Raw genomic sequence first — 26046 nt, forward strand, 5'->3', positions numbered from 1 at the left:
TGCGCGATGACCGGCGTGCAGCCTGAATCCGTAGAAATCCTGATCGTCGGCGCCGGCCCGGCCGGTTCCGTTGCCGCCGCGCTGTTGCGTCAGCAGGGCCGCCAGGTGCTGGTGATCGAGCGCGAAGAGTTCCCGCGCTTTTCGATCGGCGAAAGCCTGCTCCCGCAAAGCATGGAGTACCTCGAGCAGGCCGGCATGCTGCAAGCGGTGGTGGAGGCGGGCTTCCAGTTCAAGAACGGCGCCGCCTTCATGCGCGACGGCTGCTATACGGACTTCGATTTCCGCGACAAGCATTCAAAAGGGTGGGGCACCACGTACCAGGTGCAGCGCGCCCACTTCGACCATATCCTGGCGAAAGAGGCCGAGCGCTTCGGCGCCGAGGTGCGCTACCGCCACGAGGTGCTCGACATCGTGCCGGGGCGGGATGGCGCACCGGCCCTGGTCACCGTCAAAAAGCCGGACGGCACCGAATACCAGTTGCGCGCCGGCTTCATCCTCGACGCCAGCGGCTTCGGGCGCATTTTGCCGCGCCTGCTCAAGCTCGAAACGCCATCGAACTTCCCGGTGCGCGGCGCCATCTTCACCCACGTGGAAGACGGCATCCGGGGCGCCCACTTTGACCGCAACAAGATCCGCGTGACGGTTCACCCCAAGCATTGCAACGTGTGGTTCTGGACTATCCCCTTTGCCGGCGGGCGCTGCTCGCAGGGCGTGGTGGCCGAAACCAGCTTCCTCGACCAGTACCAGGGCACGCCCACCGAGCGGCTGCAGGCGATCATCGCGGAAGAACCGTCGCTGCATGCGCTGCTGGCCGACGCCGTGTGGGATACGCCGGCGCGCCAGATCACTGGCTATTCGGCCAACGTCGATAAATTGTGGGGCGAGGGCTACGCCTTGCTCGGCAATGCCGGCGAGTTCCTTGATCCGGTCTTCTCCTCGGGCGTGACCATCGCCTTCAAGTCGGCCAGCCTGGCGGCTGCCGCCTTGCAGCGCCAGTTCGCCGGCGAAACCGTGGACTGGCAGGCCGACTACGGCGCACCGCTGCGCAAGGGTGTCGATACCTTCCGCGCCTTTGTCGAATCGTGGTACGCGGGCGGCTTCCAGACCATCATCTTCCACCAGGAGCAGCGCCCGGAAATCAAGCGCATGATCGCGTCGATCCTGGCCGGCTATGCGTGGGACCAGACCAACCCGTACGTGAAAGAGACGCCGCGCCGGCTGGCGGCGCTGGAGGCGGTATGCGCTGGTTGATGCACAAAGCTGCAGCGTTGCTGGCGGCCTTGGTGCTGGCCGGCTGCGCCACTACCGCACCGCCGCCGCAGGCCCGGCTTGGATTGAAGCTGCCGCCCGCCGCGCTGGGCGCGTCGATCAGCGTGCAGCAGCACCTGAAAGTCGAACGGGCCGGCCGCACCGACGACATGGACGTGGCCTTGCAGGTGGAGCCGGACGCGATCGACGTGGTCGGCCTGGCCATGGGCCAGCGCGTGCTCACCCTGCATTACGACGGCAAGGAACTGACGTCGTGGCGCCATATCATGCTGCCGTCGCAGGTCAAGGCCGAGGATGTGCTGGAAGACATGCAACTGACGTTGTGGCCGGCCGAGGCGGTGGCTGCCGCGCTGCCGGCCGGCTGGCGTATTGCCGAGCAAGGCACCACCCGCACGCTGTACCTCGACGACGAAGCTATCATGAAAATAGTCTACAGCGGCCAGCCGCGCTGGAGTGGCACGGTGGTCTTGGAAAACCTGCGATATCACTATAAGCTCACCATTCAGTTTGCCGCCGATTGAAACATATGTCGAATTACTACCTTAACGCCTGCGGCATTGTTTGCGCACTGGGCGCCGGCCACGCGCAGGTGAGGACGCGCCTGTTCGCCGGCGAAGCTGGCGTGGCGCCCACCCGCGCCTGGACGCCCGACCGCGAACTGCCGCTGGGCCGGGTGCTGGACGAACTGCCGTCGATGGACCACCTGCCGCCAGCCCTGCGAAGCCGCAACAACGCGCTGGTGCTGGCCGCGCTGGCGCAAATCCGCCCGGCAGTCGATGCAGCGGTTGCGCGCCACGGCGCCGACCGCGTGGGCGTGGTGATCGGCACCAGCACCTCGGGCATCGGCGAGACCGAGCACGCGATCCGCACCTATGCCACCGAGGGCGCGCTGCCCGCCGACTTCCAGTACGACCGCCAGGAAATGGGTTCGCCGGCCGTCATGCTGGCGCACGAACTGGGCGTGGCCGGACCGGCGTATGCGCATTCGAGCGCCTGTTCGTCGAGCGCCAAGGCCATGGCCAGCGCCGCGCGCCTGATCAAAATGGGCTTGTGCGACGCCGTGGTGACCGGCGGCGCCGATTCGCTGTGCACATTTACGGTGGCCGGCTTTGCGTCGCTCGAATCGGTGAGCGCGGCGCCATGCAACCCGATGAGCGCCAACCGCCACGGCATCAATATCGGCGAGGGGGCGGCGCTGTTCCTGATGACCGCCGAGGCAGACGACGACACCTCGGTTGCCCTGATGGGCTGGGGCGAATCGTCCGACGGCCACCACATGTCCGCGCCCGATCCCACCGGCGCCGGTGCCGCGCTGGCGATGACGCAGGCCTTGCAGCGTGCGGGCGTTGCCGCCAGCGAGATCGATTACATCAATATGCACGGGACGGCCACGCCGCAGAACGACGCCATGGAGTCGCGCGTGATCGCTGCGCTGTTCGGCACGGACGTGCCGGTCAGTTCGACCAAACCGTTCACGGGCCACACGCTGGGCGCGGCGGCCGCCATCGAAGCGGCACTGTGCTGGCTGGCGATGCAGGACGATAACCGGCAAGGCCGCTTGCCGCCGCACTTGTGGGACGGCGTGCCCGATCCCGATCTGCCGCGCCTGAACCTGGTGGCGCCCGGCGCGGCGCTGGGCCGGCCGCTGCGGCGGGTGCTGAGCAGCTCCTTTGCCTTTGGCGGATCCAACGCGGCGCTGCTGCTGGGACGCGTGTCATGATGCTGCCACCGCTGCCACCGGTCCGCGACCTGCTGCCGCACTCGGGGGCCATGGTGCTGCTCGACCGCGTGGTGAGCGCGGACGACGACAACCTGTGCGCCGAGGTGCGCATCCACGCCAGCAGCATGCTGGCCACCGGCGAAGGCGTGGGCGCCTGGGTGGGCATCGAATACATGGCGCAGGCGATTGCCGCGCACGCGGGCTGGAAAGCCCTGCGGCGCGACGAGGCGGTGAAGGTCGGTTTCCTGCTCGGCTCGCGCAAGTACCAGGCCGCCGTGCCGTATTTTGTACCGGGCAGCGTGCTGCACGTGCAAGTGCACCGCGTGCTGCAAGGCGAAAACGGGCTGGGCGCCTTCGACTGCAGGATCGATGCAGCCGCTGCCGGTCAAGGTGCACCGGCCCTGGCTACCGCCACGGTGACAGTGTTCCAGCCCGATAATGTCAATCAATTTCTCGAAGATGGAAAAGCAGGATGAATCAGAATAAGTCCATGAGCGTGCTGGTCACGGGTTCGTCGCGCGGCATCGGCAAGGCGATCGCGCTGCGCCTGGCGCGCGACGGTTACGACGTGGTGCTCCATTGCCGCAGCCAGCGTGCCGAAGCCGACGCCGTGGCCGCCGACATCGCGGCCATGGGCCGCGCCGTGCGCGTGCTGCAGTTCGATATCGGCGACCGCGCCGCCACCGCCGCTGCGCTTGAAGTCGATATCGCGGAACACGGCTGCTACTACGGCGTGGTATGCAATGCCGGCGTGGCGCGCGACAACGCGTTCCCCGCCATGTCGGGCGAGGACTGGGACATCGTCCTGCAAACCAACCTTGATGGCTTCTACAACGTGCTCAATCCCTTGGTGATGCCGCTGGTCCAGCGCCGCAAACCCGGGCGCATCGTCACCCTCGCTTCGGTGTCGGGACTGATCGGCAACCGCGGTCAGGTTAACTACAGCGCCGCCAAGGCCGGCATCATTGGCGCCACCAAGGCGCTGGCGCTGGAGCTGGCCAAGCGCGCCATCACCGTCAACTGCGTGGCGCCGGGGCTGATCGAGACCGACATGATCGGCGACGTGCCGATGGACGAAGCGCTCAAGATGATTCCCGCGCGCCGCGTGGGCAAGCCGGAAGAAGTGGCTGCCGCCGTCAGTTTCCTGATCGGCGAGGAAGCGGGCTATATCACGCGCCAGGTCATCTCCGTCAACGGCGGCCTGGCATGAGCCGTCGCGTCGCTGTCACCGGCATGGCCGGCATCAGCCCGATCGGCAACGACTGGGCCACCATCCGCGCGCGCCTGGGCGAGTACCGCAACGCCGTGGTGCGCATGGCCGACTGGGAAGACTACGAAGGCTTGAACACCCGCCTGGGCGCGCCCGCTGCGCCGTTCGAGCTCACGCCGCGCTACAACCGCAAGGCCATCCGCAGCATGGGCCGCGTGGCCTTGATGGCCACGCGCGCCAGCGAACTGGCGCTGCAAGACGCCGGCCTGCTCGAACACCCGCTGCTGCAAAGTGGCGACATGGGGGTGTCGTTCGGTTCGTCCGCCGGTACGCCAAGCGCCATCGGCGACTTCGGCCGCATGATGGAGGAGCGCACAACCAAGGGCATCAACGCCACCACGTACATCAAGATGATGTCGCACACGGCGCCGGTCAATATCGGCGTCTTCTTCGGCATCACCGGCCGGGTGATCACCACGTCGAGCGCGTGCACTTCGGGCAGCCAGGGCATCGGCTACGCCTACGAGGCGATCCGCGCCGGCAAGCAGCTGGCGATGGTGGCCGGCGGCGCCGAGGAACTGTGCGCGACCGAAGCGGCGGTGTTCGACACGCTGTTCGCCACCAGCACCCGCAACGACGCCGGCCACACCACGCCGCGCCCGTTCGACGCGGGCCGCGACGGCCTGGTGATCGGTGAGGGCGCCGGCTGCCTGATCGTCGAAGACATGGAACACGCGCAGCAGCGTGGCGCCACCATCTACGCCGAACTGGTGGGTTTCGGCACCAACAGCGACGGCTGCCACGTCACGCAACCGAATGCAGCCACCATGCAAACGGCCATGCGTCTGGCGCTGCGCGACGCCGGCCTGCAACCGCACGACATCGGTTACGTCAACGCCCACGGCACCGGCACCCAGCAGGGCGATATCGCCGAATCGCAGGCCACGCTGGCGGTGTTCGGCGCGAACACGCCGATCAGTTCACTGAAAAGCTATATGGGCCACACGCTGGGCGCGTGCGGCGCGCTGGAAGCGTGGATCAGCATCGAGATGATGCGAGAGGGCTGGTTCGCCCCCACCATCAACCTCGACCAGCTGGACGGCGAGTGCGCGCAACTGGACTACATCGCCGGCGCGGGCCGTGCGCTGCAATGCGAGTATGTGATGTCGAATAACTTTGCCTTTGGCGGTATCAACACCTCCCTGATTTTCAAACGCTACGACAAATAGAAAGGGTTAATCATGAAAAAAATGTTTGCCATCGCCGCACTGCTGGTCGCGTCGTCCGCCACGTCGGTCAACGCATTTGCCGCCGACACCATGGTCAAGCTGCCGATCGCCGATGCGCTGGCCGCCAACAACGCCCAGCAGCGCCTGGGCGATACGGTGAAGTTTTATTTCGGCAGCCAGAAAACGCCGAAGATCGCCAGCGTGATCGCTTCCGACAAGACCAGCCAGCGCACCAACGGCTTTAACAAATCGACCGATACGGCCTGCCAATGGGTGTTCCTGTCGGCGATGCTGGCGCTGCAAAAGCGCGCCAACGAACTGGGCGCCGATGCGGTGGTGAATATCGTCTCCAACTACAAGGACCAGGAATTTTCCAGCGTGACCGAATATGAATGCGCCGACGGCGCCATCATGGCCGGCGTGGCGCTCAAGGCCGATTTCGTCAAGCTGGCCAAGTAAGGCGTTGATGACCACCGCCAGCTTGCTCATGGTCGATGCCGACGCCGTGGCTGACGCCGACCTGCCGCGCTGGCGCGAATGGCTGGCGCCGGGCGAGCAGGCCCGTTGTCAGCGCTTTGCGCGCGCGCAGCGCCTGCGCCAGTTCGTCATCGGACGGGTGCTGGCGCGCATGGCGTTGGGACAGGTGCTGAACGTGTCGGCGCGGGCGGTGGTGCTGGAAGAGCAGGTGGCCGGTGCGCCGTTGCTCGCTGCCCCTGCGCCGGCCGCCAAGGGATTCGAGGGCGGGTTTTCGATTTCGCACAGCGGCCGCTGGGTTGCTTGCGCGGTCAGCGCCCATACCCGGCTGGGCCTCGATATCGAACTGCTCGACACCAGCCGCGATCTCGACGCGCTGGCTGCGCAGGCGTTCGATGCGCAGGAGATCGCCCGGTGGCAGGCGCTGCCCACCGCGCAACGCGTCGACGGTTTTTATCGCTCGTGGAGTGAAAAGGAAGCGCGCTTCAAGCTGGGGGCCGACGGCCACTTCGTGGCGATTGCGCATGACCAGTTGTCGGTGGTGGTGTGCAGCGCGCGCAGGCTGGATGAGGCGCCCCGGATCGATCTGGTGACGCTGATGTGAAGCCTTATTGCCAGAGCCAGTTCCAGAAGCCCGGCAGTTGCGGCCGCGATGCGGCGTCGGCCACGGTGCTGGCCAATGCGGCGCGTTCGAGTTCTTCGCGGTTGTCGTAAAACGGCCTGACCGCCAGCGGTACATCGAGTTCGTGCGCCACGTCCACCAGGATCGCGAGGTATTCCTCGAGGTGGCGCGCGGTATAGGTATTGACGTCGTGGAAGGTCACGACCACCGGCGTGGCGCCATCGACTTCCGGCATGTGGCCGGCGGCCCAGCGCACGCGCGTCTCGGCCAGGTGCTTGAGCATATTGGCGCGCTTGTGCCAGCTCCAGTTGATGCCGTAGATCTTGCCGTCGTTGGCATTGAGGTCGGTGAGCAGCATCTGCAGGCCGTAAGCGTGATACGTGAGCAGGGTGTCGGCGTTGTAGGCCCAGAACGGCGGGCGCACCAGGGACGGCGGCACGCCGGTAATGGCCAGCAGGTCTGCCACACCGTCCTGCATCGATTCATCGAGTGCCTGGCCGCTCATGAAGCGGTGGTTGGAATGGAAGGTGGTGGCGCTGTGCAGGGCCACCAGGTGGCCGTCGTCGTGTTCGCGCCGGATCAGGGCGCGGCCCACGTCGGTGCCGCCGCCGTGCCAGGCGCGGGTCTGGGTGAAGAAGACCGCCTTGATGCCGGGTTGCTGGCCGTTCTGCGCCAGCGTCTCGAGGATGCGCACGGTGGAGTTGCCGCTGGACGCGGCGGCCGGGCCATCGTCAAAGGTGAGCAGGAAGCGAATTGGTGCCGGCGTTGTCGTCGTTATCGTTGTCGCTCGTGCCGCAGCGTTCTGCGCAGCCGCACTCAGTCCCAGGCACGACAGTGACAGCAGGAGTGGCAAGGCAAGCAGTGTACGGATGCGGAATACTGGCACGGACGAGGGGGAGCGACCAAAGAAGGACCGCCATTGTACGTGATCGACGCGCAAGCCGTACGCGGCTGGCAGCGTAGCGAATTTCAATATCAAAACAGCCAAACAGGGAAAGTATGAGCGCCAATTTACAAACGATGCAGCCGCCAGGCGACCCGCACGTGCCGGAAACGGCATTCGGCAAATGGTTTCTGCGCACCGAGACCTGGACCGTTCACGTGCTCGAACGCGCCTTGCAGGATCTCGAACGCCTGATGCCTGCCACGGCTGCAACCGGCCGCCGCAGCTTCGAGGTGGTGGCGGACGTGGGCTGCGGCTACGGGCGCTCGCTGCCCAAGCTGCACCAGCGCTTTGCGCCAACGCGCCTGATCGGCATGGATATCGAGCCGGAGATGCTCGAAGCGTCAAGCAAGGAAGTGGCGGCCGCCGGCATCAACGCCGAATTCATATGCTGCTCGAGTTCCAATATCGCGCTGCCCGACAATTCGGTGGACCTGCTGTTTTGCCACCAGACCTTCCACCACCTGATCGACCAGGAAAAGGCCATCGAGGAATTTTTCCGCGTGCTCAAGCCGGGCGGGGTGCTGCTGTTTGCCGAGTCCACCCGCCGTTACATCCACTCGTGGATCATCCGCCTGCTATTCGCCCACCCGATGGACGTGCAAAAAACCGCGCCTGAATACCTGGCGCTGGTGCGCGCGGCCGGTTTCTCGGTGCCCGACAGCGCGGTGTCGTATCCGTACCTGTGGTGGAGCAGGGAAGACCTGGGACTGCTGGAAACTGCCTTGCGCATCAAGCCGAAGGCGGTGCGCGAGGAAACCCTGATCAACCTGGTGGCGGTCAAACCGTAATTATTTTGCCCATAAAAAATGGCCGGATCCCCCACAGGACCCGGCCATTTTTTTATGTGCTCTATATATTAGAGACCAGCGATTTGCGTATCGGCAGCCGGGGCAGCCGGTGCCGCTGGCGTTTCCGCTTTTGGCGCTGGCTTCGATTGCGCCATCACCGGGGTGATGGTCGGCACCTTTTTACCGCTCGATACCTGTTTCAGGCGTTGATACTCGGCCAGCACCTTGGCGCCGTAACCGTCGTCGTGGGCGAATGCGGCCGCGCCGACGTAGCTTTTCAGACCGGCTTCCACCGAACCGCCACGGGTAACGTAATCCTTGAGGATCAGCGAGCCGACACGGATGTTGGCGACCGGGTTGAGCGCCGCTTGCAGGCCGCCCATTTCCTGGAACCGTTCGTGGTGTACCTTGGACATCACCTGCATCAGGCCTTGCGCGCCCATCGGGCTTTCCGCGAACGGGTTCAGGCCCGATTCGATGGCCATCACGGCCAGGATCAGCAGCGGGTCGAGCTTGATTTCACGGGCCGTCAGGTACGCGGTGGACACCAGCATATTGGTGGCGTCGCCCGCTACGCGATAGCGCTTGGACAGCCAGTCTGTCACCCAGCGTTGCTGCTTCTGGGTGCCCAGCAGGGCTTTCTCTTCGCTTGATAACTGCGACGAAGCAACGGCGGCAGTCGTTGCGGCGGGCGCTGGAGCGTCCATCAGGGCCGACAGCGGTGGCGCCACCAGGCTGATTGGTTCGGCTTCAGGAACCGGGTTCAGGCTGTCGCTCAGCGATTTGGCCAGGTCGGGACGGAAAAACAGTACTGCCATAACAACCAGAGCGGTCACACCAAGAATGGTCAAAGTGTGCTGGGCGGTGGTCAATACGCCCTTGGCCGAAATGCGGGTGTTGGACAACCACGCCGCTGGCTGGCGAGCCAGGATGGTGCTGGCAAATGCGGAAGCACCGGTGAAGCGATTAATCATAGAGTTCCCCTCTGAAATGCCGTAAAAGCGGGTCCCTGCCAGCGTATGACATAAAGAAATACGCAGCCCGTTGGGGTGCTCATGCCGTGCATCAGAAATATCACCGTCCATCGCACTGTGGGTGCGGGCATGGACGCCGTAATTGCTTGCTTGAGCTGATCCCTCGCAGTGGGAGTGGATCAGTTGCAATACAACCTCTTTCGGGGGTAAGGCAGACGCCTTTTGAAAACACTCCTTAAAATGTCATGTGGAGCCCCGACTCCGTGAATGAATGAGCAACAACTTCGTTGGGACACATTGTGGTCGCTACGAGCCCGGAGGCGGTGTTCTCTTCAAGTAGGGCAGATTGTAGGGGCGCTATTATATCAAGTCAATACTAACGCAATTGAAAGCTATAACTTTTAAATCTAGCTTTTTGCCATGTGTGCGCTAGAAAACCAATAAAATCAACCACTTGAACTGTATTTTTAAACAGTGCACCCGATTGTAAGAAAATATTAAAAAACGATGAAATATACCGATCTACGCGATTTTCTTTCCCAGCTGCAACGAATGGACGAAATTAAGTCCATTTTGACGCCCGTTTCCCCGCATTTAGAGATGACCGAGGTCTCGGACCGGGTTTTGCGTGCCGGCGGACCGGCCTTGCTCTTCAAAAATCCCACCGGCCACAGCATGCCGGTCTTGACAAATCTGTTTGGTACCCCGCGCCGGGTGGCGCTGGGCATGGGCGCCGACGATGTCAGCGAATTGCGCAAGATCGGCCACGTGCTGGCGCGCCTGAAGGAGCCGGAACCGCCGAAAGGTTTCAAGGATCTGATGGGCATGGGCTCGCTGGTCAAGGCGGTGTGGGACATGGCGCCGAAAGAGTTGCGCGGCGCGCCGTGCCACGACATCGTGTGGGAAGGGGCCGACGTTGATCTGGCCAGGTTGCCGATCCAGCATTGCTGGCCCGGCGACATCGCGCCGCTGATCACCTGGGGCCTGGTGATCACCAAGGGACCGAACAAAAAGCGCCAGAACCTCGGCATTTATCGCCAGCAAGTTCTGGGACCGAACAAGGTGATCATGCGCTGGCTGGCGCACCGCGGCGGCGCCCTCGACTTCCGCGAACACGCCTTGCAGAACAAGGGCAAACCGTATCCCGTGTGCGTGGCGCTCGGCGCCGATCCCGCTACTATATTAGGGGCGGTCACGCCGGTACCCGACAGCCTGTCGGAATACCAGTTCGCGGGCTTGCTGCGCGGCAGTCGTACCGAACTGGTCAAGGCGATCGGCAGCGAGTTGCGGGTGCCGGCCTCGGCGGAGATCGTGCTCGAAGGGCATATCTACCCGGACGAAAACCATCCGTCCGGTTACGAACATGCGCTCGAAGGTCCGTACGGCGACCATACTGGCTATTACAACGAGCAGGACAGCTTCCCGGTGTTTACCATCGACCGCATCACCATGCGCCGCGATCCGATCTACCACTCCACCTACACCGGCAAGCCGCCCGACGAGCCGGCCGTGCTGGGCCTGGCACTGAACGAAGTGTTCATTCCGCTGCTGCAAAAGCAGTTCAGCGAAATCACCGATTTCTACCTGCCGCCCGAGGGGTGCAGCTATCGCATGGCGGTGGTGCAGATCAAGAAACAGTACGCAGGCCACGCCAAGCGCGTGATGTTCGGGGTGTGGAGTTTCCTGCGCCAGTTCATGTACACCAAGTTCATCGTGGTGGTGGACGAGGATGTGAACGTGCGCGACTGGAAAGAGGTGATCTGGGCGATCACCACCCGCGTCGATCCCACCCGCGACACCACCCTGGTGGACCACACGCCGATCGACTACCTCGATTTCGCCTCGCCGGTGAGCGGCCTGGGCAGCAAGATGGGTATCGACGCCACCAATAAATGGCCCGGCGAAACCAATCGCGAATGGGGCACCACCATCGCCATGACGCCGGCGGTGAAAGCGCACGTGGATGGTATTTGGCAGGAGCTGGGGCTGTAGGTTATAATGATTGCTGGCGGGCCCCTGCGCATTGTGGCATGGCTAACCTGGTCAGGTCGGGAACGAAGCAGCCACGGCCGTTAACCATAAGTGCCGCAGATCAGGCTCGCCTCCTAATTCAGCAAAAAAGCTGCCCTCGGGCAGCTTTTTTTGTATGGACTTAAGCTGCCTTCGATCAGCTTTTTTGTAGGTGCTTAAGCTGCCGCAGGGCAGCTTTTTTTACGCCTGCAGCCGACTACTCGTCGCGCAGCTCCGCCTCCAGCGGCCGTTCGGACGCCACCATCAACGGATTTGCCTTCATCAAGGCCGCTTCCGGCTTCAGGATGATCATGTGCTTTGCATTGGTCTTGTACTCGGTGGCGCCGACCTTCAGCGTTGCGGGCTTGGCGAACTTGAATACCACCACTTCCACGCTCGGTGCGAACCAGCGCATGGCGCCGGCCATGGTATTGATCGCATTGTTCATCTGGCCCACGCTGCCCATGATGGTGGCGTAGTTCCATTGCAGGCCGGCGGGCAGCACGACCAGGCCTTCGTAGCCGATCGCCGATTTCTCGCCGGCGGGCAGGGTGGTGACGATGCGCGTGGTGCCGTCCATCCAGCGCGGATTGGGCGCGCCGAAGTCGAGCCGGTACTCGGGCGTGAGCGGCGGCAGGGTCTGGCGTTCGGCGCCGTTGACCACGATGAGCACCACGTCCTGCGGCTTGATCTCCTTGTTGACCGGCTTCACACTAATATAGAGCTTGATCTTGTCGCGCTCGGCGGCCGGCACCGAATAGAACCGGTCGATGCGCAAGCCTTCGACCATGGATTTGTAGTTGGCCCACTCGCGCTCGGCGGCGTGCGAGGGCAGGACGATGGCGGACAAGGCCATCAGGGACAGCAGGGCAAGTTTCTTCATGGGTGATTGTGTTGGGCGAAAGGACAATTGTAAGCGAGAATTGGACCGCGACGGGGCGGTGGCTGGCCGGCCGGGCGCCATATCTAATCTGGCCCAAGCGGGCCCCAAGTTGCTACAATTGCCGCTTCGCGCTTAGTAATCGCTATCTACGGTAAAATCTTAGTATGTCCTATCAAGTCCTCGCCCGTAAATACCGTCCCAAGAACTTCGAAACGCTCGTCGGCCAGGAGCACGTCGTGCGCGCGCTCACGCATGCGCTGCACAGCGGCCGCCTGCACCACGCCTACCTGTTCACCGGTACCCGCGGCGTTGGCAAGACCACGCTCTCGCGCATCCTGGCCAAGTCGCTCAACTGCATCGGCCCGGACGGTAATGGCGGCATCACTGCCACCCCGTGCGGCGTGTGCGAGGCGTGCACGGCAATCGACGCCGGCCGCTTCGTTGACTATATCGAGATGGATGCGGCATCGAATCGCGGCGTGGACGAGATGGCGCAGTTGCTGGAACAGGCTGTGTATGCGCCGAGCAATGCCCGCTTCAAGGTCTATATGATCGATGAGGTGCACATGCTCACCAACCACGCGTTCAATGCCATGCTCAAGACACTGGAAGAGCCGCCCGAGCATGTCAAGTTCATCCTGGCCACCACCGATCCGCAAAAGATCCCGGTGACGGTGCTGTCGCGCTGCCTGCAGTTCAACCTCAAGCAGATGCCGCCCGGCCACATCATCAGCCACCTGGAAAACATCCTTGGCCAGGAACAGATCACGTTCGAGCAGCCGGCCCTGCGCCTGCTGGCGGCCGGCGCCCACGGTTCGATGCGCGATGCGCTGTCGCTGACCGACCAGGCCATCGCCTACGCGGCCGGCGAAGTGACGCTCGAAGCGGTGCAGGGCATGCTTGGCGCGCTTGACCAGTCCTATTTGATCCGCCTGCTCGACGCGCTGGCCAGGCAAGACGGCGCCGACCTGCTGGCCGTGGCCGACGAAATGGCCACGCGCAGCCTGTCGTACAACGGCGCGCTGCAAGACCTCGGTACCTTGTTGCACCGCATTGCCCTGGCGCAAACGGTGCCGGCCGCCTTGCCCGACGACTTGCCCGAGTACGCCGACATCGTGCGCCTGGCCGGCCAGTTCGAGGCCGAAGAGGTGCAGCTGTATTACCAGATCGCCGTGCACGGCCGCAACGAACTGGGCCTGGCGCCCGACGAATACGCGGGCTTCTCGATGACCTTGCTGCGCATGCTGGCCTTTCGGCCCGGCGTAGGCGGCGCCGAGGGACAACCTGCCGCTGCGCCGGCAATGTCGCGCCCGGCCGGCGTGGCGGCTGCGCGCGCTGCTGCCGGCGCTGGTTCTGCCGGCACGCCGCCGGCGCGGGCGGCTGCCAATATCCAGGCCAGCCACGCCAGCGTGACGCCGCAGGCGGTGATGGCCGGCGCGGCTGCCATGGCGCGTAACGAGGCGCCGCCGTCGGTGCCGGTCCCGGTCCCGGTCCCGGTCCCGGTTCCGGTTCCAGCCCCGGCGATGCCGGTACGGGCGCCGGCGCCAGCGCTGGCTCCAACCCCGACGCCTGGCCATGCGCCTGCCGCCAGCGCAGCACCGGCACCGTCCGCGGTACCGTCCGGCCCGGTCAGTCCGGCGCGGGCGGCGATCAACGCCGCGCTGGAAGCAGCGCGTGCCGCGTCGCGTCCCGGTGGCAATCGTGCGCAGCCGCCTGCGCCAGCACCGTCGGCAGCTGCGCCAGCACAGGCTCCGGCTCCTGTCCCGGCCGCCACCCCGGCTGCCGCGCTAGCGCCAGCGCCGCATATGCGTGCCATGGCGCCGGCAGCGGTCCCGCCGCAGGCGCCGGCCGCCAGCCATGGCAGCCCGGTCACTGCGGCGCGCCCGGCGCCGTGGGAAGACATGCCGCCCGCCGACGCCGGTGGCGGCGCCGCCGTACTCGAAGCGCCGGCACGCCAGGCGGCAGTGGCGCCCGCTGCGCCAGTTGCTCCCGTGGTGTCGCCACCGCCGCAATACCACGAGGAACAGTCGAGCGACGACGACATGCCGTCGTGGGTCACCGAGTTTTCCGACGACAGCGCCATCGCAGCGCCGATGTCTGCCGCACTGTCGTCGCCGATGGCGCCGCCATCGACTGCTTACGCCTCATCGCTGCCATCGTCGGCGCCATCGGCATCGTCCACTTACGGCGACGAGCAGCAAATCGTCATGCCGGCCCGCGCGGCGGCGGGACCGCTCAAGGCGCCGTACGCCTACGTGGTAACACCGGTGCCTGCGCTCGACTGGGACGGTAACTGGCCGGCGGTGGCGGCCGCCTTGCCGCTGCGCGGCGTGGCGCAGCAACTGGCCATGCAGGCCGAACTGATCAATTGCAGCAGCGATGGCAACGCCGTGGTGTTCAATCTGCGCGTGCCGATCGAAACCTGGCGCACGCCGGGCAATGTCGAAAAACTGACCACGGCGCTGTCGGAGCGGTTCCGGCGCGCGGTGCGTGTCGATACCGAGCTGGGCCCGGTCTGGTACACGGCCAGCGCCGAGGCACAAGCGTTCCGCGCCGCGTGCCAGCGGGCCGCCGAAGAAATCATTGCCAACGACCCGCTGGTCAACCGCATGCTGACCGAGTTCGATGCCTGGGTCGTGCCCGGGTCCATCGTGCCGCCGCAGCCGCAAGCGGCTTCGGCTGCCTGATTCCCCTTACTATTTCAACACGGAGAGACCTATCATGATGAAGAACCAAATCGCAGGCTTGATGAAGCAAGCCCAGGCCATGCAGGACAATATGAAAAAGGCGCAGGACGAGCTGGCCAATATCGAAGTCGAAGGCCAGTCGGGCGCCGGCCTGGTCAAGATCGTGATGACCTGCAAGAACGACGTCAAGCGCGTATCGATCGACCCGTCGCTGCTGGCCGACGACAAGGACATGCTGGAAGACCTGGTCGCTGCCGCCTTCAACGACGCCGTGCGCAAGGCAGAAGCTACCTCGGCCGAAAAAATGAGCGGCATGACCGCCGGCATGAACATCCCCGGCCTGCCAGCCGGCTTCAAGATGCCTTTCTAAGTTAGCACCTGCATGTCCAGATCGCTGGAATTCCTGACCGAGGCGCTGCGCCGTTTACCCGGCGTCGGCCCGAAGTCGGCGCAGCGGATGGCGTTCCACCTGCTGCAGCACGACCGCGAAGGCGCGGACATGCTCTCGCGCGCATTGCACCAGGCCGTCAACGCCGTGCATCACTGCGCGCTCTGTAACACCTTTACCGAAGAAGACGTCTGCGACCTGTGCATGGACGACACGCGCGACCGCCGCCTGCTGTGCGTGGTGGAAACGCCGGCCGACCAGCTGATGATCGAGCAGACGCTGACCTATAAAGGCTTGTACTTCGTGCTGATGGGCAGGCTCTCGCCGCTCGACGGCATCGGCCCCAAGGACATCCACCTGGAAAAGCTGATCGCCCGCGCAGCGGACGGCCTGGTCACCGAAGTGGTGCTGGCCACCAATTTCACCAACGAAGGCGAAGCTACCGCCCACTACATCAGCGAAATGCTCAAGGCGCGCGGACTGCAGGTAAGCCGGCTGGCGCGCGGCGTGCCGATGGGCGGCGAACTCGAATACGTGGACGCCGGCACCATCGCCCGCGCCATGCTGGACCGAAGGACGACATGAGTGACAAGCAAACGGCCGCCACGGCATTACCGCTGGCGGGCATCAAGGTACTGGAACTGGGCACGCTGATTGCGGGCCCTTTTTGTGGGCGCATGCTGGCCGAGTTCGGCGCCGAGGTGATCAAGATCGAGGCGCCCGGCGACGGCGACCCGATCCGCAAGTGGCGCGTGCTCAAGGATGGCACGTCGCTGTGGTGGTCGGTGCAGGCGCGTAACAAGAAATCGCTGACGCTGAACATGAAGGACGCGCGTGGCCGCGCCATCGCGCGCGCGCTGGCGCTCGAGGCCGACATCATCGTCGAAAACTACCGCCCCGGCGTGCTGGAAAAATGGGAGCTCGGCTACGAGCAACTGAAGGCGCTCAATCCCGCCACCATCATGGTGCGGCTGTCGGGCTTTGGCCAGACCGGTCCCATGAAAGATTTGCCGGGCTTTGGCGCCATCGGCGAATCGATGGGCGGGCTGCGCTACGTGAGCGGCCATGCCGACCGCCCGCCGGTGCGCGTGGGTGTATCGATCGGCGACTCGGTGGCGGCCCTGCACGGCGTGATCGGCGCCATGATGGCGCTGCGCCACCGCGATGTGACCGGCGGCAAGCTCAAAGGCGAAGGCCAGATGGTCGATGTGGCGCTGTACGAATCGGTGTTCAACCTGATGGAGTCGCTGGTGCCCGAGTTCGACCACGCGGGCGTGGTACGCGAACGCACCGGCGGCGCCTTGCCCGGCATCGTGCCATCGAATACCTACACCACCCGCGACGGCGAGAACATCGTCATTGCGGGCAACGGCGACGCGATTTTCAAGCGCCTGATGCTGGCCATGGGCCGCATCGACCTTGCCGGCGACGCCCAGCTGGCGCGCAACGACGGCCGCGTGCAGCGCACCGAAGAAATCGACGCCGCCATCCAGGCCTGGTGCGACACCCACGACATCGACAGCGCGCTGGCCGTGCTGCAGGCGGCGGACGTACCGGCCGGGAAAATCTACTCGGTGCGCGACATGATGACCGACCCGCAATTTCTTGCGCGCGAGATGTTCGAGCAGCACCAGTTTGCCGACGGCACGCCGATCAAATTGCCCGCCATTTCGCCCAAGCTGTCGGCCACCCCGGGCCGCACCCAGTGGATCGGCCCGACCCTGGGCCAGCACAACGACGAAGTGCTGCGCACGCTCGGCTATGGCGATGACGAGATCGCCGCCATGCGGAAGGAAGGCGTGCTGTAATAGCCGGTCCAGGCATACAGCATGGCCACCTCGATGCGGGCGCTGGCATGGTCATCGCGGAAGTGGCAACTGGCCGCACCGTGCGCCAGGCGCGCATCGAACAGCACTGCGCGGTTTTGCCGGTAAGGGATGTGGCGCGCGCAGCCGTCGTGGTCGCGGATCACCAGGCCGCCCTTGGCCTGGTCGAGATTGGCCGTATCGGGCGTGAGCCATAGCTGCACCTTCAATCCATCCACCGCGCCATGCAGCGATTCGCCCGGCAGGCGCGGCGGGTGCTTGCCCGCCCGCAGTCCCAGCAATTGCCGGTCATCGCCAAACACGCCGTGCGCCACCTGCACCAGCAGCGGACAATTGAAGCCGTGGTCGTAGGTGGCGGCCAGCCGGCCATGGCCCTGTTCGCCGAACCAGATCGTCGATTGCACGCAGAAGCGCCATAGCTCGTCCAATGCATGTGGTGACAAAAAATCGTCGATGACAACGATGCCGTGGGCTGGTGGGGGCCGGCGCGCGGCCGCCAGCGCATGGCTGGAAAAAGCTTGCGCCACGCTCGGGGTGGGGCGCAGGTGGATGATGCGGTCGTAGGCTTCGTCGATGGCGTCCTGTTCATCGGTGCTGAGCAGGTCGTGGCGGTCCAGGTGCGATTCGAGCCGGGCCGCCAGGCGCCGGTAGCGGGCAATGATCGGTGGGAAGGCGTCGCCCAGCACGCCCAGCTGGTGCAGATAGGCCAGTTGCGCGGCATCATGGCGCAGGCGGTGGCTGCTGACGGCAACGTCGGCAAGCGGCAGCAGGCGATTGGCCAGCATGCCCGGGTACCAGCGGCTGCCGCGGCGCAGCGCCGTGTGCATGGCGTGGTAGCCGGCCGCCAGCTGATGCTGGCGCTCGCGCGTGGCCTGGCGCGATAGCGAAGCGAGCGCAGCCAGTGCTCCCTGCGCATCGTCCGCATGGCGCGCGTGCCAGAATACAAAAGCTTCCTCGAAGCGGTGGCGTTCGATCAGCGCGGTGGCGAAGTTGGCGGCAGGGTTGGCGGACATGGTGGCGAGAAGATGGCGAGAAGATAGCGAAAAGACGGGCTGGCGTGGCGATCAGCTCATCTTATGCGGTGGCGCAGGCCGCCCTCTGCGCTGCCTCAATGCGCGGCGCGGAACCAAACGCGCCGCTGATGGTCGTCGGGCAGGGGGCAGAGGGCAGGGGGGCAGCAGGTCACTGGATCTCGGTTGTCGCGTCAACCGGACCGCAGGACACCTGGCGCAGTTCACGAAGCCGCGCTGTCCGGCGCGGCACCGCCGCCCAGCATCTGGACGATGGTTTCCGGCGGCGACGGTCGGCCCAGGTGGTAGCCTTGCGCCAGGTCGCAGCCGTATTCTTCCAGCAGCACCAATTGCTCAACGGTTTCCACGCCCTCGGCCACCACGGCCAGCTTGAGACCATGCGCCATGGCGATGATGGCGCGCGTGATGGCGGCGTTTTCCGAGTCCTGCGGCAGGCCGCTGATGAAACTCTTGTCGATCTTCAGGGCGCGCACATTGAAGCGTTTCAGATAATTCATCGACGAGTAGCCGGTGCCGAAGTCGTCGATCGACAGGTACACGCCGATGCCGCGCAACTGCTCCAGCGTGACCATGGTGGCGCGGGCGTCGTCCATCAGCGTGCCTTCGGTCAGTTCCAGTTCCAGCAGGTGGGCCGGCAATCCCGTGTCGTGCAGGGCCGAGAGCACGATCTGGGTCAGGTTCTCGTCCTTGAACTGCTTGGCCGACAGGTTGACTGCCACCCGCAGTGTGCGCTGCCCCGGCGCCTGCCACGCCATGGCCTGGCGGCAGGCGGTGCGCAGCACCCATTCGCCGATCGGCACGATCAGGCCGGTTTCCTCGGCCAGCGGGATGAACTCGGTGGGCGAGATGATGCCGCGCTCGGGATGGCGCCAGCGCACCAGCGCTTCCACGCCCACGATGCTGGTGCTGGCCACGGCGATCTGCGGCTGGTACAGCAGGTACAGCTCGTCGTTCTGCAAGGCCTTGCGCAGGCCCACTTCGAGCTGCACGTGGCTCATGATCTGCATCGTCAGCGACGAGCTGTAGAGCTTGGCGTTGTTTTTGCCGCAGCTCTTGGCGTGGTACATCGCGGTGTCGGCGAACTTGAGCAGCGAGCTGCAATCCTCGCCATCTTCCGGGTACAGCGAAATCCCGATGCTGGCAGTGACAAAAATCTCGTGGTCGTCGATCTGGAACGGCCGCCGCATGGCTTCCTTCACGCGATGCGCGACGTTGAGGGCGTTTTCCACGCGCTCGAGATCCGGGATCAGGATAGTGAATTCGTCGCCACCCAGGCGCGCCAGGTTGTTGATGCCGACCTCGGTGCGTGAGACCAAATCGCTGGGCCGGGTAGTTTCGCGCAGCCGCTCCGAGACCGCCATCAACAGGTGGTCACCGACGTCGTGGCCCAGCGTGTCATTGATGCGCTTGAAGGCGTCGAGGTCCATGAACAGCACCGCGAACTTCTTGTTGCCCTTGCGCGAGCGTACCAGTTCGGCCTCCAGCGTTTCCAGGAAAGCCTGGCGGTTGGGAATGCCGGTGAGGCTGTCGCAATAGGCCAGGCGGCGGATCTGCTCTTCGGTGCGCTTGCGCTCGCTGATATCGCGCACCAGGCCCAGCACTTCGCTGGGGCCGGTGGCCACCAGCCGCGCCTCGAAGTGGCGCACTGGCGGCGGCACCGCGTGTTCGCCGTGGCGCGCGCGTAGCGGTGCGGCGCTGCCGGTGACGGGCAGCTCGTAGTCGAGCGAGCTGATGCGCTGGGTGTCGAGCACGACGCGTACCTTGTCCAGCATGCGGCGGGCGATGTCGGGCGGCAGCACGTCGTTCAGGTGGCGGCCCACGCACAGGTCGCTGGAGAAGACGTCGCTGGCCTCGTGGCCCTGTTCGTAGTCGAGGTAGTAGCCGTCCTTGTTCATGCGGAAAAAGGTGTCGGGGATGGCGGCCAGTACGGCCCGGTGCTGGGCGTCGGCAATGCGCAGCCGGGTGATCGCGTCGGACGCGCGCAGCACGTACAGCACGCGGTGGCCGAGGATGGGCCAGTTGATCGGCTTGGAGACGAAATCGGTGGCCCCCGCTTCATAGGCCCTGGTGACCGATTCGAGCTCGTCGCCGCCGGTCACCATGATGATGGGTGCGACCGGGTGGGTATCCAGGCGGCGGATTTCGCGGCAGACCGTAAAGCCGTCCATGCCGGGCATTTCCACGTCGAGCAGCACCAGGTCGGGCGCCAGTTCCTGGTAGCGCGCCAGCGCCTGCAAGCCGTCCACGGCTTCCACCGCGTCCAGGTCCACCTGGGCCAGCATTTCCAGCATCAGCAGGCGCATCACGGGATCGTCGTCAGCCACCAGGACCAGGCCGCGCGCACGGGGTGGGGGAGTAGCCATATCAGGTTTCCTTTTCCAGCAAAGCGCCCAATGCCTGCCGCACGGCCTGGAAAGATCGTTCCATGTCCGCCAGCAGCTCGGCGGCGCCGGCGGTGGTGTTGTTGCGGCCCAGTTGCTCCAGGTCCTTGCAGCGTTGCGACAGGGCCAGCGCGCCGACATTGGCGCTGCTGCTTTTAAGCGTGTGCGCGGTCTTGCGCAACTGGTCGGTGTTGCCGGCGGCAATCGCGGTGTGCAGCGCTTGCAGGTGGGGTGGGGTGTCGGCCAGGTAGGCGTGCAGCACGCGTTCGAGCAGGGCTTCGCCGTTGCTGGCGCTCAGCGCGCGGATATTGGCCAGCGCCTGGGTATTGATCGCGTTGTCTTTGGCAGGGCTGGCCGGCATGGGCACCGTCAAAGAAACCTCGTGCGGGGCCAGGGCCGGCATTGGCAGTGGCGCAGGAACGGCAAGCGGCAGCGAGGCCGGCTGGAATGATCGGACGTCAGCCTCCTGCGCCGCCAGCAGACCTGGCGCCAGGCGTGGCAGGTTGATCCAGCGGGCGATGGTCTGGCCCAGCGCCTGCTGGGTGAACGGCTTGCTCAGGTAGTCGTCCATGCCGGCAGCCAGGCAGGCCTCGCGGTCGCCTTGCAGGGCGTTGGCGGTAATCGCAATAATGGGCAAGGTGCGGGCGTAGCCGTGCTGCTGTTCGAGGCGGCGAATTTCGGTGGTGGCGGCAAAGCCGTCCATGACCGGCATCTGGCAATCCATCAGCACCAGGTCGAAGTCGTCCGACTGCAAGCTGTGCAATGCCTCCTGGCCGTTGCAGGCGCGGCTTACTTCCAGGCCCAGGCTCTCGAGCATGGCGCTAGCTACCTCGACGTTGACCGGATTGTCTTCGGCCAGCAAGACCTTGCGGCCCCGGCGCGCGCGCGGCGGCGAGCCGGAAGTGCTCAATGCCGTCACCGGCGGCGCTGCAGGCGCCACGGCCGCAGCCAGCGGCGGCAGCATGGCGTGCAAGTTCGCGGGCGAATTGGCTGGCGAATAGGTGGGCAAATCGGCGGGCGCATTTACGAGCAAATTCACGGACGCATGCGCGGGGCCATGCGCAGGTGTATGCGCAGGTGTCTGTACGGGCGCAGGCGCCGGCCTGGGTGTGGGCATACCGGCAGGCATACGCGCCGGCACGGGCAAGCAGGCAGTAATGCAAATCGCATTCGCGCGGTGGCTTGATCAGCTGGAAGGCGACCCCGGCAGCGCGTTGCTGGACGCGGTCGGCGGCATCGCGCTCTGTACTCAGCAGCATGATCCGCAGGCCGGCCAGGTCCGGTTCGGCGTGGATTGCCGCCGCCAGCGCCAGGCCGCTGGTGCGCGGCAGCGCCATGTCGAGCAGCACGACGTTGTAGGGCTGGCCGTCGGCTGCCGCCTGGCGCAGGCGGGGCAGGGAGTCGGTGGCGGTGCTGGCGGCGGCAGGGACGCGCCAGGTCGCCAGCAGGCGTTCCAGCTCGCCTCTGCTGGTGGGGTTGTCATCGACGATCAAGGTGCGGATTCCGTGGGAGGTATGGATGGGATCGTCGGTATCGACGCGCGGCTTGTCGAAATGTACGGCGAACCAGAAGATCGAACCTTGCGTCAACGCATGATCGACGCCTATCGTGCCCCCCATTAATTCCACCAGCTGCTTCGAGATTGCCAGGCCCAGGCCGGTACCGCCGTGCTTGCGCGTGGTCGAGCCATCGGCCTGCGAGAACGAATCGAAGATGCGTCCGCGCGCCTCGTTGGAGACGCCGATGCCGGTGTCGTGCACCTCGAAGCGCAAGGTCACGCGCTGGGCGTCCTCGGCCGCTACCGCCACCTTGACCACGATCTCGCCGCTGTCGGTAAATTTGACAGCATTGCCCAGCAAATTGAACAGCACCTGGCGCAGCCGGTTGGGGTCGCCGCTGATGGCAACCGGAATGTCGCAGGCCACGTTCAGTTCCAGCCGCAAGCCCTTGGCCTGAGCCTGGGGCGAGAACACGTGCTCGATATCGTCGAGCAGGTCGCGGAAATTGAACTGGATGTATTCGACCGTCAGCTTGCCGGCCTCGATCTTGGAAAAGTCGAGAATGTCGTTGATGATCACCAGCAGGTGCTCGCCCGAGCGCTTGACCATGCTGGTGTAGTGGCGCTGTTGCTCGGACAGGCGCGTGGCCAGCAGCAGTTCCGTCATGCCCAGCACACCGTTCATCGGCGTGCGGATCTCGTGGCTCATGGTGGCCAGGAAGGCGCTCTTCGCCTGGCTGGCGGCCTCGGCCGCATTCTTGGCTTTTTCCAGTTGCTCGGTGCGCACGCCCACCTGGCGTTCGAGCTGGTCGCGGTACTGGGCCAGGGCGCCGTCGCGCGCCTCCACCTGGGCCAGCATGTCGTTGAAACTGTCGATCAGCGCGCCGAGGTCGTCGCCGCGCTGGTGCACGATGCGCAATGTGGGCTGGCCGCGGCTGACCTGCTGGGCGGCCGCGATCAGGCGCGCCACCGGCTCGGTCACGCTGCCACGCGAACGGGCCGCGACCAGCAGCGCTGTCATAAAAGCGAGCACGGCAGCAACGCAGGCGGCGCCCAGGCTTTTCAGGATCTCGAACCACATCGGCAAGGCGCTGCGTTCGAGCAGGATCACGCCGGCCGGCTCGCCCCGGATGACAAACGGCCACATCACGCGGTTGACCGGTTGCCAGAGCGGGCTGCTGCCGCGGCTGTCGTCCGGCGTGACGGTAGCGGTTGCCGGCAACGTGGCAGCCGATGCCGCGCCGGCGCGCGCAGGCTCATCAGGCGTCGCTGTAGCAGCCTCGACGGCAACGGCGAGATGAGCGGACAGTACGTCGGCCGGCATCACGTCCGGCGCGGCCTGGTCCGGCCGCAAACGTGGCGAGCTGTAGCGCGCCAGCAGCGACCCGTTGCGGTCGTACACGGCTGCTTGCAACATATCGTGATCGTGGCCCAGCGCCTGCAATTGGTGCGCGAGCTGCTTGCTGTTGACGTGCCTGACTGCGCCATCGCCGCTGGAGCCAATCACCGCCGCCAGCGTGGCCAGTCGGTCGCGCTCGACTTCCTGGCCGTGCAGCACCGAGGTGGCGGCAAACGTGAAGAACACCAGCAGCAGCGCGCTGCCGGTCGAGAGCATGGAAAGGATGGTCAGCCGCTGGCTCAGGCCGGAACGTTCGTAGTTGGACATCGCGGTGGAACCCTCCAACGGTGGACGCCGAAATCGTCGGCACGGGCGGGCTCATCACTAGTGCCAGTAGGAAAAATATAGGCTTGAGGTCAGAACGATATTGATCTATATCTAAACAGGGCACGTTTGCGCTATCTCAAACAACACAGGCAAAGGCAACGCAAGCTGATGACGATGGAACGACAAAAAATCCTGTTCATGGCCGAGGCCGTAACCCTGGCGCACGTGGGCCGCCCGCTGGCGCTGGCGCAAGCACTGGACTCCGCCCGCTACGCGGTTGACGTGGCGTGCGCGTCCGGCTATGACATGTTTTTCAAGGGCAGCAATATCGATCCCCTGCGTCTGCACAGCATTTCCAGCGAGCGCTTTCTGGCCGCGCTGGCGGCGGGAAAACCTGTGTACGATGCGGCCACTTTGCAACAGTACGTGGCCGATGATCTGCGCGTGCTGGGGGAGGTGCAGCCGCAGGTGGTAGTCGGCGATTTCAGGTTGTCGCTGTCGGTGAGCGCAAGACTGGCCGGCATCCCGTACATCAGCCTGATCAACGCCTACTGGAGCCCCTACGTGCGCCAGCATTACCAGGTGCCGGCGCTGCCGTTCGCGCGCGTGCTGCCCATCGCACTCGCTGATCGCCTGTTCCGGCTGGTACAGCCGCTGGCGTTCGCCTTGCACAGCCGGCCGCTCAACCGGGTGCGGCGCACACACGGGCTGCCGTCGCTGGGGACGGATTTGCGGCGCGTGTACACCGACGCCGACCACGTGCTGTATGCCGATATTCCGCAGATGTTTCACTCGAGTGATTTGCCGTCCTCTCACGCTTACATGGGGGCGGTCACCTGGTCGCCACCCACGCCGCTGCCGGCGTGGTGGAACGAACTCGATGCCGGGCCTCCGGTCGTGTACGTGACGCTGGGCAGTTCGGGCGCGGGCCAGGTGTTGCCGCTTGTGATGCAGGCGCTGGCGTCGTTGCCGGTGACGGTGATTGCCGCTACAGCCGGCGGCGCCAGCCCGCAGTCGGTGCCGGCCAATGCGCGGGTGGCGCCGTACCTGCCAGGCGCGGCAGCGGCGCGGCGCGCGCAACTGGTGGTGTGCAACGGCGGCAGTCCCACGTGTCAGCAGGCGCTGGTGGCAGGCGTGCCGGTGCTGGGGATCGCCGGCAATCTCGACCAGTACCTGAACATGGCGGGCGTGCTGGCCTGCGGCGCCGGGCGCTTGCTGCGTTCCGACCGCCTGAGCGAAGCGGCCGTGCGCGAGGCTGCGCTGGCGCTGCTGAGCCAGGTCGAGCCGCGTGCGGCAGCGTTGCGGCTGGCGGGACACTTCGCCGGCTACGACGCAGGCAGGCAACTGGCGTCGTTGCTGGACCGGTTGCGAGTCCCATAAAAAAAGGGCGGATCAGGCTGGCGCCCGATCCGCCCAACGCAGCCGCTGGCACGGCTTGAAACTATGCTGGGCACAGGCCGGCGCCACCGGCCATCGTCGCGTCTTTGGCGCCGGACTTACGGCGCGTCAGCGCCAGTCCGGCAAAGCCGAGGCCCATGATGGCCAGCGTGGCCGGTTCGGGCACGGCCAGCGCGGCAAAGGTTTGCGACGAATCGACCTTCAGGAACGGTACCGTGGTGGGCGTGCTGCCGTCCCACATCATGGTGGGGGTGAAGAACGATGGCACGTTGGTGGTGCCGGTGGTCTTGTCCTGGAAGATCGAGCCGGTGACGATGTCGAGGTAGTTGGCATCGACGTAGTCGATCACGAAGCGGGCATCGAACGACCCGGTGCCGACGGCGCCGGTGGCCGTGAAGCTGGCGTCGTTGAACACCAGGTGGCCGGACAGGATGATGATGCCGTCGCCGTCCGGGTCGCCAGGCGCCGTGCCGCAGCCGGCCGAGGTGGAGCCGGTGCCATAGCAGGCTACGGAGCCCACGCCATTGCCGGGCACGGATTTACTGCTGCCGGCGCCGGGCGTGATCTGGTCGAAATAGATGGCCAGATTTTGTACGCCGGCACGCAGCGGATCGACGTCCATGGCGGCCGATTGCGATGGCGGCAGGGTGAAGTGCGCGCTGGTGGGCGTCTGCAAATCGACCAGCTCCTGGAAACGCACGACCTTGCTGATTTCAAACGACTGGTTGAGGCCGGGCGGTGTGACGATGGCCGGGATATTACTGTTGGACATGGTGCCAACCACCATCTGCGAACGCAGCTCGGTCAGGTACGGCGCAGCGCCGCCGGGACCGACCGTGAGGCCGGGAATGAAGCCGGTAGCCAGGCCGGTATCGGTGACGTTGGTCCACAGGTCGGCATAGACGCTGTAGTTGCCGGTGCCGGTCGGATCGAACCCGACTACCGGGCCGGCGCTGGCGGTGAGCGGGGCGGCCAGTGCGGCCGCGATCGTTGCGGCGGCCAGCGCGGTTTTGCATGTTTTCATGGTTGCTCCCAGAGGTAGGTGG

At 65.3% G+C, this 26046-nt stretch carries 23 protein-coding genes and 1 other RNA gene; 16 read left to right on the forward strand and 8 right to left on the reverse strand.

Annotated elements, in window-relative coordinates; genetic code table 11:
• Positions 1-6 precede the first annotated feature (6 nt).
• Genes ASF04_RS06570 through ASF04_RS06605 form a run of 8 tightly spaced genes read left to right on the forward strand, consistent with a single transcriptional unit; the run spans position 7 to position 6506 of the window.
• Positions 7-1251, forward strand: coding sequence for an NAD(P)/FAD-dependent oxidoreductase (locus ASF04_RS06570; protein ID WP_200931071.1), 1245 nt, complete (start codon positions 7-9; stop codon positions 1249-1251).
• Complete coding sequence (locus ASF04_RS06575; protein ID WP_229204949.1) at positions 1251-1790, forward strand: DUF3261 domain-containing protein; 540 nt, start codon at positions 1251-1253, stop codon at positions 1788-1790. The genes ASF04_RS06570 and ASF04_RS06575 overlap by 1 nt, the downstream gene beginning before the upstream one ends.
• 5 nt (positions 1791-1795) lie before the next feature.
• Entirely contained in the window at positions 1796-2989 is a 1194-nt protein-coding gene (locus tag ASF04_RS06580) for a beta-ketoacyl-ACP synthase (RefSeq protein WP_056139239.1), read from the forward strand.
• Positions 2986-3465 carry a hotdog family protein gene (locus tag ASF04_RS06585; protein WP_056139241.1) on the forward strand — a complete coding sequence of 160 codons (480 nt, stop codon included), beginning with the start codon at positions 2986-2988 and terminating at the stop codon, positions 3463-3465. The genes ASF04_RS06580 and ASF04_RS06585 overlap by 4 nt, the downstream gene beginning before the upstream one ends.
• Entirely contained in the window at positions 3462-4199 is a 738-nt protein-coding gene (locus ASF04_RS06590) for a 3-ketoacyl-ACP reductase FabG2 (protein WP_056139243.1), read from the forward strand. Before ASF04_RS06585 ends, ASF04_RS06590 begins: the two co-directional genes overlap by 4 nt.
• On the forward strand, positions 4196-5428 hold the full coding sequence (locus tag ASF04_RS06595; protein ID WP_056139245.1) for a beta-ketoacyl-ACP synthase: 1233 nt from the start codon (positions 4196-4198) through the stop codon (positions 5426-5428). Before ASF04_RS06590 ends, ASF04_RS06595 begins: the two co-directional genes overlap by 4 nt.
• 12 nt (positions 5429-5440) lie before the next feature.
• On the forward strand, positions 5441-5887 hold the full coding sequence (locus tag ASF04_RS06600) for a hypothetical protein (RefSeq protein WP_056139247.1): 447 nt from the start codon (positions 5441-5443) through the stop codon (positions 5885-5887).
• A 7-nt stretch (positions 5888-5894) separates the two neighbouring features.
• Positions 5895-6506 (forward strand): 4'-phosphopantetheinyl transferase superfamily protein, encoded by a 612-nt coding sequence (locus tag ASF04_RS06605; RefSeq protein WP_056139249.1) that lies wholly within the window; start codon positions 5895-5897, stop codon positions 6504-6506.
• A 4-nt stretch (positions 6507-6510) separates the two neighbouring features.
• Here the strand turns inward: ASF04_RS06605 and ASF04_RS06610 are convergent, their stop codons facing one another.
• Complete coding sequence (locus ASF04_RS06610) at positions 6511-7377, reverse strand: polysaccharide deacetylase family protein (protein WP_229204950.1); 867 nt, start codon at positions 7375-7377, stop codon at positions 6511-6513.
• A gap of 146 nt (positions 7378-7523) precedes the next feature.
• On the opposite strand from ASF04_RS06610, the gene ASF04_RS06615 reads away from it, so the two are divergent.
• Entirely contained in the window at positions 7524-8258 is a 735-nt protein-coding gene (locus ASF04_RS06615; RefSeq protein WP_056139252.1) for a class I SAM-dependent methyltransferase, read from the forward strand.
• A 68-nt stretch (positions 8259-8326) separates the two neighbouring features.
• Here the strand turns inward: ASF04_RS06615 and ASF04_RS06620 are convergent, their stop codons facing one another.
• Complete coding sequence (locus ASF04_RS06620) at positions 8327-9232, reverse strand: transglycosylase SLT domain-containing protein (protein WP_082488592.1); 906 nt, start codon at positions 9230-9232, stop codon at positions 8327-8329.
• Between the two features lie 507 nt (positions 9233-9739).
• Between ASF04_RS06620 and ubiD the strand changes: the two genes are divergently transcribed.
• Entirely contained in the window at positions 9740-11224 is a 1485-nt protein-coding gene (ubiD, locus tag ASF04_RS06625; protein WP_082488593.1) for a 4-hydroxy-3-polyprenylbenzoate decarboxylase, read from the forward strand.
• A gap of 15 nt (positions 11225-11239) precedes the next feature.
• An RNA gene (gene ffs, locus ASF04_RS26560) (signal recognition particle sRNA small type) lies at positions 11240-11338 on the forward strand.
• A 121-nt stretch (positions 11339-11459) separates the two neighbouring features.
• On the opposite strand, the gene ASF04_RS06630 is transcribed toward ffs, so the two are convergent.
• On the reverse strand, positions 11460-12125 hold the full coding sequence (locus ASF04_RS06630; RefSeq protein ID WP_056139258.1) for a hypothetical protein: 666 nt from the start codon (positions 12123-12125) through the stop codon (positions 11460-11462).
• A 164-nt stretch (positions 12126-12289) separates the two neighbouring features.
• Between ASF04_RS06630 and dnaX the strand changes: the two genes are divergently transcribed.
• Genes dnaX through ASF04_RS06650 form a run of 4 tightly spaced genes read left to right on the forward strand, consistent with a single transcriptional unit; the run spans position 12290 to position 17008 of the window.
• Positions 12290-14812 (forward strand): DNA polymerase III subunit gamma/tau, encoded by a 2523-nt coding sequence (gene dnaX, locus ASF04_RS06635; RefSeq protein ID WP_056139260.1) that lies wholly within the window; start codon positions 12290-12292, stop codon positions 14810-14812.
• A 34-nt stretch (positions 14813-14846) separates the two neighbouring features.
• On the forward strand, positions 14847-15182 hold the full coding sequence (locus tag ASF04_RS06640) for a YbaB/EbfC family nucleoid-associated protein (RefSeq protein WP_019922569.1): 336 nt from the start codon (positions 14847-14849) through the stop codon (positions 15180-15182).
• A gap of 12 nt (positions 15183-15194) precedes the next feature.
• Positions 15195-15785, forward strand: a complete 591-nt coding sequence (recR, locus tag ASF04_RS06645; RefSeq protein WP_056139262.1) for a recombination mediator RecR — start codon at positions 15195-15197, stop codon at positions 15783-15785.
• Positions 15782-17008, forward strand: a complete 1227-nt coding sequence (locus ASF04_RS06650) for a CaiB/BaiF CoA-transferase family protein (RefSeq protein ID WP_056139264.1) — start codon at positions 15782-15784, stop codon at positions 17006-17008. Before recR ends, ASF04_RS06650 begins: the two co-directional genes overlap by 4 nt.
• Here the strand turns inward: ASF04_RS06650 and ASF04_RS06655 are convergent.
• The 4 genes from ASF04_RS06655 to ASF04_RS06665 form a co-directional block, all read right to left on the reverse strand.
• Positions 16960-18039 (reverse strand): hypothetical protein, encoded by a 1080-nt coding sequence (locus ASF04_RS06655; RefSeq protein WP_056139266.1) that lies wholly within the window; start codon positions 18037-18039, stop codon positions 16960-16962. The genes ASF04_RS06650 and ASF04_RS06655 overlap by 49 nt on opposite strands.
• Positions 18040-18260: 221 nt before the next feature.
• Positions 18261-20420: a bifunctional diguanylate cyclase/phosphodiesterase gene (locus tag ASF04_RS06660; protein WP_056139269.1), complete on the reverse strand. Its 2160-nt coding sequence runs from the start codon at positions 20418-20420 to the stop codon at positions 18261-18263.
• A 1-nt stretch (position 20421) separates the two neighbouring features.
• Complete coding sequence (locus tag ASF04_RS28675; protein ID WP_373922126.1) at positions 20422-21348, reverse strand: response regulator; 927 nt, start codon at positions 21346-21348, stop codon at positions 20422-20424.
• On the reverse strand, positions 21260-23602 hold the full coding sequence (locus ASF04_RS06665) for an ATP-binding protein (RefSeq protein ID WP_056139271.1): 2343 nt from the start codon (positions 23600-23602) through the stop codon (positions 21260-21262). The genes ASF04_RS28675 and ASF04_RS06665 overlap by 89 nt, the downstream gene beginning before the upstream one ends.
• A 174-nt stretch (positions 23603-23776) precedes the next feature.
• Between ASF04_RS06665 and ASF04_RS06670 the strand changes: the two genes are divergently transcribed.
• Positions 23777-24982 (forward strand): glycosyltransferase, encoded by a 1206-nt coding sequence (locus tag ASF04_RS06670; protein ID WP_229204951.1) that lies wholly within the window; start codon positions 23777-23779, stop codon positions 24980-24982.
• 61 nt (positions 24983-25043) lie between these two features.
• Here ASF04_RS06670 and ASF04_RS06675 read toward each other — a convergent pair whose 3' ends face one another.
• Positions 25044-26024, reverse strand: coding sequence for a PEP-CTERM sorting domain-containing protein (locus ASF04_RS06675; RefSeq protein WP_056139274.1), 981 nt, complete (start codon positions 26022-26024; stop codon positions 25044-25046).
• Between the last annotated feature and the right edge of the window lie 22 nt (positions 26025-26046).

This window comes from Duganella sp. Leaf61 (genome assembly GCF_001421905.1).
Taxonomy (GTDB): Bacteria; Pseudomonadota; Gammaproteobacteria; order Burkholderiales; family Burkholderiaceae_D; genus Rugamonas; species Rugamonas zoogloeoides.

Coding starts and splice junctions, on each gene's coding strand:
- ASF04_RS06665 (WP_056139271.1), bottom strand. CDS start 23,602: ATGTCCAACTACGAACGTTCCGGCCTGAGCCAGCGGCTGACCATCCTT.
- ASF04_RS06630 (WP_056139258.1), bottom strand. CDS start 12,125: ATGAAGAAACTTGCCCTGCTGTCCCTGATGGCCTTGTCCGCCATCGTC.
- ASF04_RS06620 (WP_082488592.1), bottom strand. CDS start 9,232: ATGATTAATCGCTTCACCGGTGCTTCCGCATTTGCCAGCACCATCCTG.
- ASF04_RS06615 (WP_056139252.1), top strand. CDS start 7,524: ATGAGCGCCAATTTACAAACGATGCAGCCGCCAGGCGACCCGCACGTG.
- ASF04_RS06575 (WP_229204949.1), top strand. CDS start 1,251: ATGCACAAAGCTGCAGCGTTGCTGGCGGCCTTGGTGCTGGCCGGCTGC.
- ASF04_RS06600 (WP_056139247.1), top strand. CDS start 5,441: ATGAAAAAAATGTTTGCCATCGCCGCACTGCTGGTCGCGTCGTCCGCC.
- ASF04_RS06660 (WP_056139269.1), bottom strand. CDS start 20,420: ATGGCTACTCCCCCACCCCGTGCGCGCGGCCTGGTCCTGGTGGCTGAC.
- ASF04_RS06640 (WP_019922569.1), top strand. CDS start 14,847: ATGATGAAGAACCAAATCGCAGGCTTGATGAAGCAAGCCCAGGCCATG.
- ASF04_RS06650 (WP_056139264.1), top strand. CDS start 15,782: ATGAGTGACAAGCAAACGGCCGCCACGGCATTACCGCTGGCGGGCATC.
- ASF04_RS06655 (WP_056139266.1), bottom strand. CDS start 18,039: ATGTCCGCCAACCCTGCCGCCAACTTCGCCACCGCGCTGATCGAACGC.
- ASF04_RS06570 (WP_200931071.1), top strand. CDS start 7: ATGACCGGCGTGCAGCCTGAATCCGTAGAAATCCTGATCGTCGGCGCC.
- ASF04_RS06585 (WP_056139241.1), top strand. CDS start 2,986: ATGATGCTGCCACCGCTGCCACCGGTCCGCGACCTGCTGCCGCACTCG.
- ASF04_RS06580 (WP_056139239.1), top strand. CDS start 1,796: ATGTCGAATTACTACCTTAACGCCTGCGGCATTGTTTGCGCACTGGGC.
- ASF04_RS06595 (WP_056139245.1), top strand. CDS start 4,196: ATGAGCCGTCGCGTCGCTGTCACCGGCATGGCCGGCATCAGCCCGATC.
- ASF04_RS06605 (WP_056139249.1), top strand. CDS start 5,895: ATGACCACCGCCAGCTTGCTCATGGTCGATGCCGACGCCGTGGCTGAC.
- ASF04_RS06670 (WP_229204951.1), top strand. CDS start 23,777: ATGGAACGACAAAAAATCCTGTTCATGGCCGAGGCCGTAACCCTGGCG.
- ubiD (WP_082488593.1), top strand. CDS start 9,740: ATGAAATATACCGATCTACGCGATTTTCTTTCCCAGCTGCAACGAATG.
- ASF04_RS06590 (WP_056139243.1), top strand. CDS start 3,462: ATGAATCAGAATAAGTCCATGAGCGTGCTGGTCACGGGTTCGTCGCGC.
- dnaX (WP_056139260.1), top strand. CDS start 12,290: ATGTCCTATCAAGTCCTCGCCCGTAAATACCGTCCCAAGAACTTCGAA.
- ASF04_RS06675 (WP_056139274.1), bottom strand. CDS start 26,024: ATGAAAACATGCAAAACCGCGCTGGCCGCCGCAACGATCGCGGCCGCA.
- recR (WP_056139262.1), top strand. CDS start 15,195: ATGTCCAGATCGCTGGAATTCCTGACCGAGGCGCTGCGCCGTTTACCC.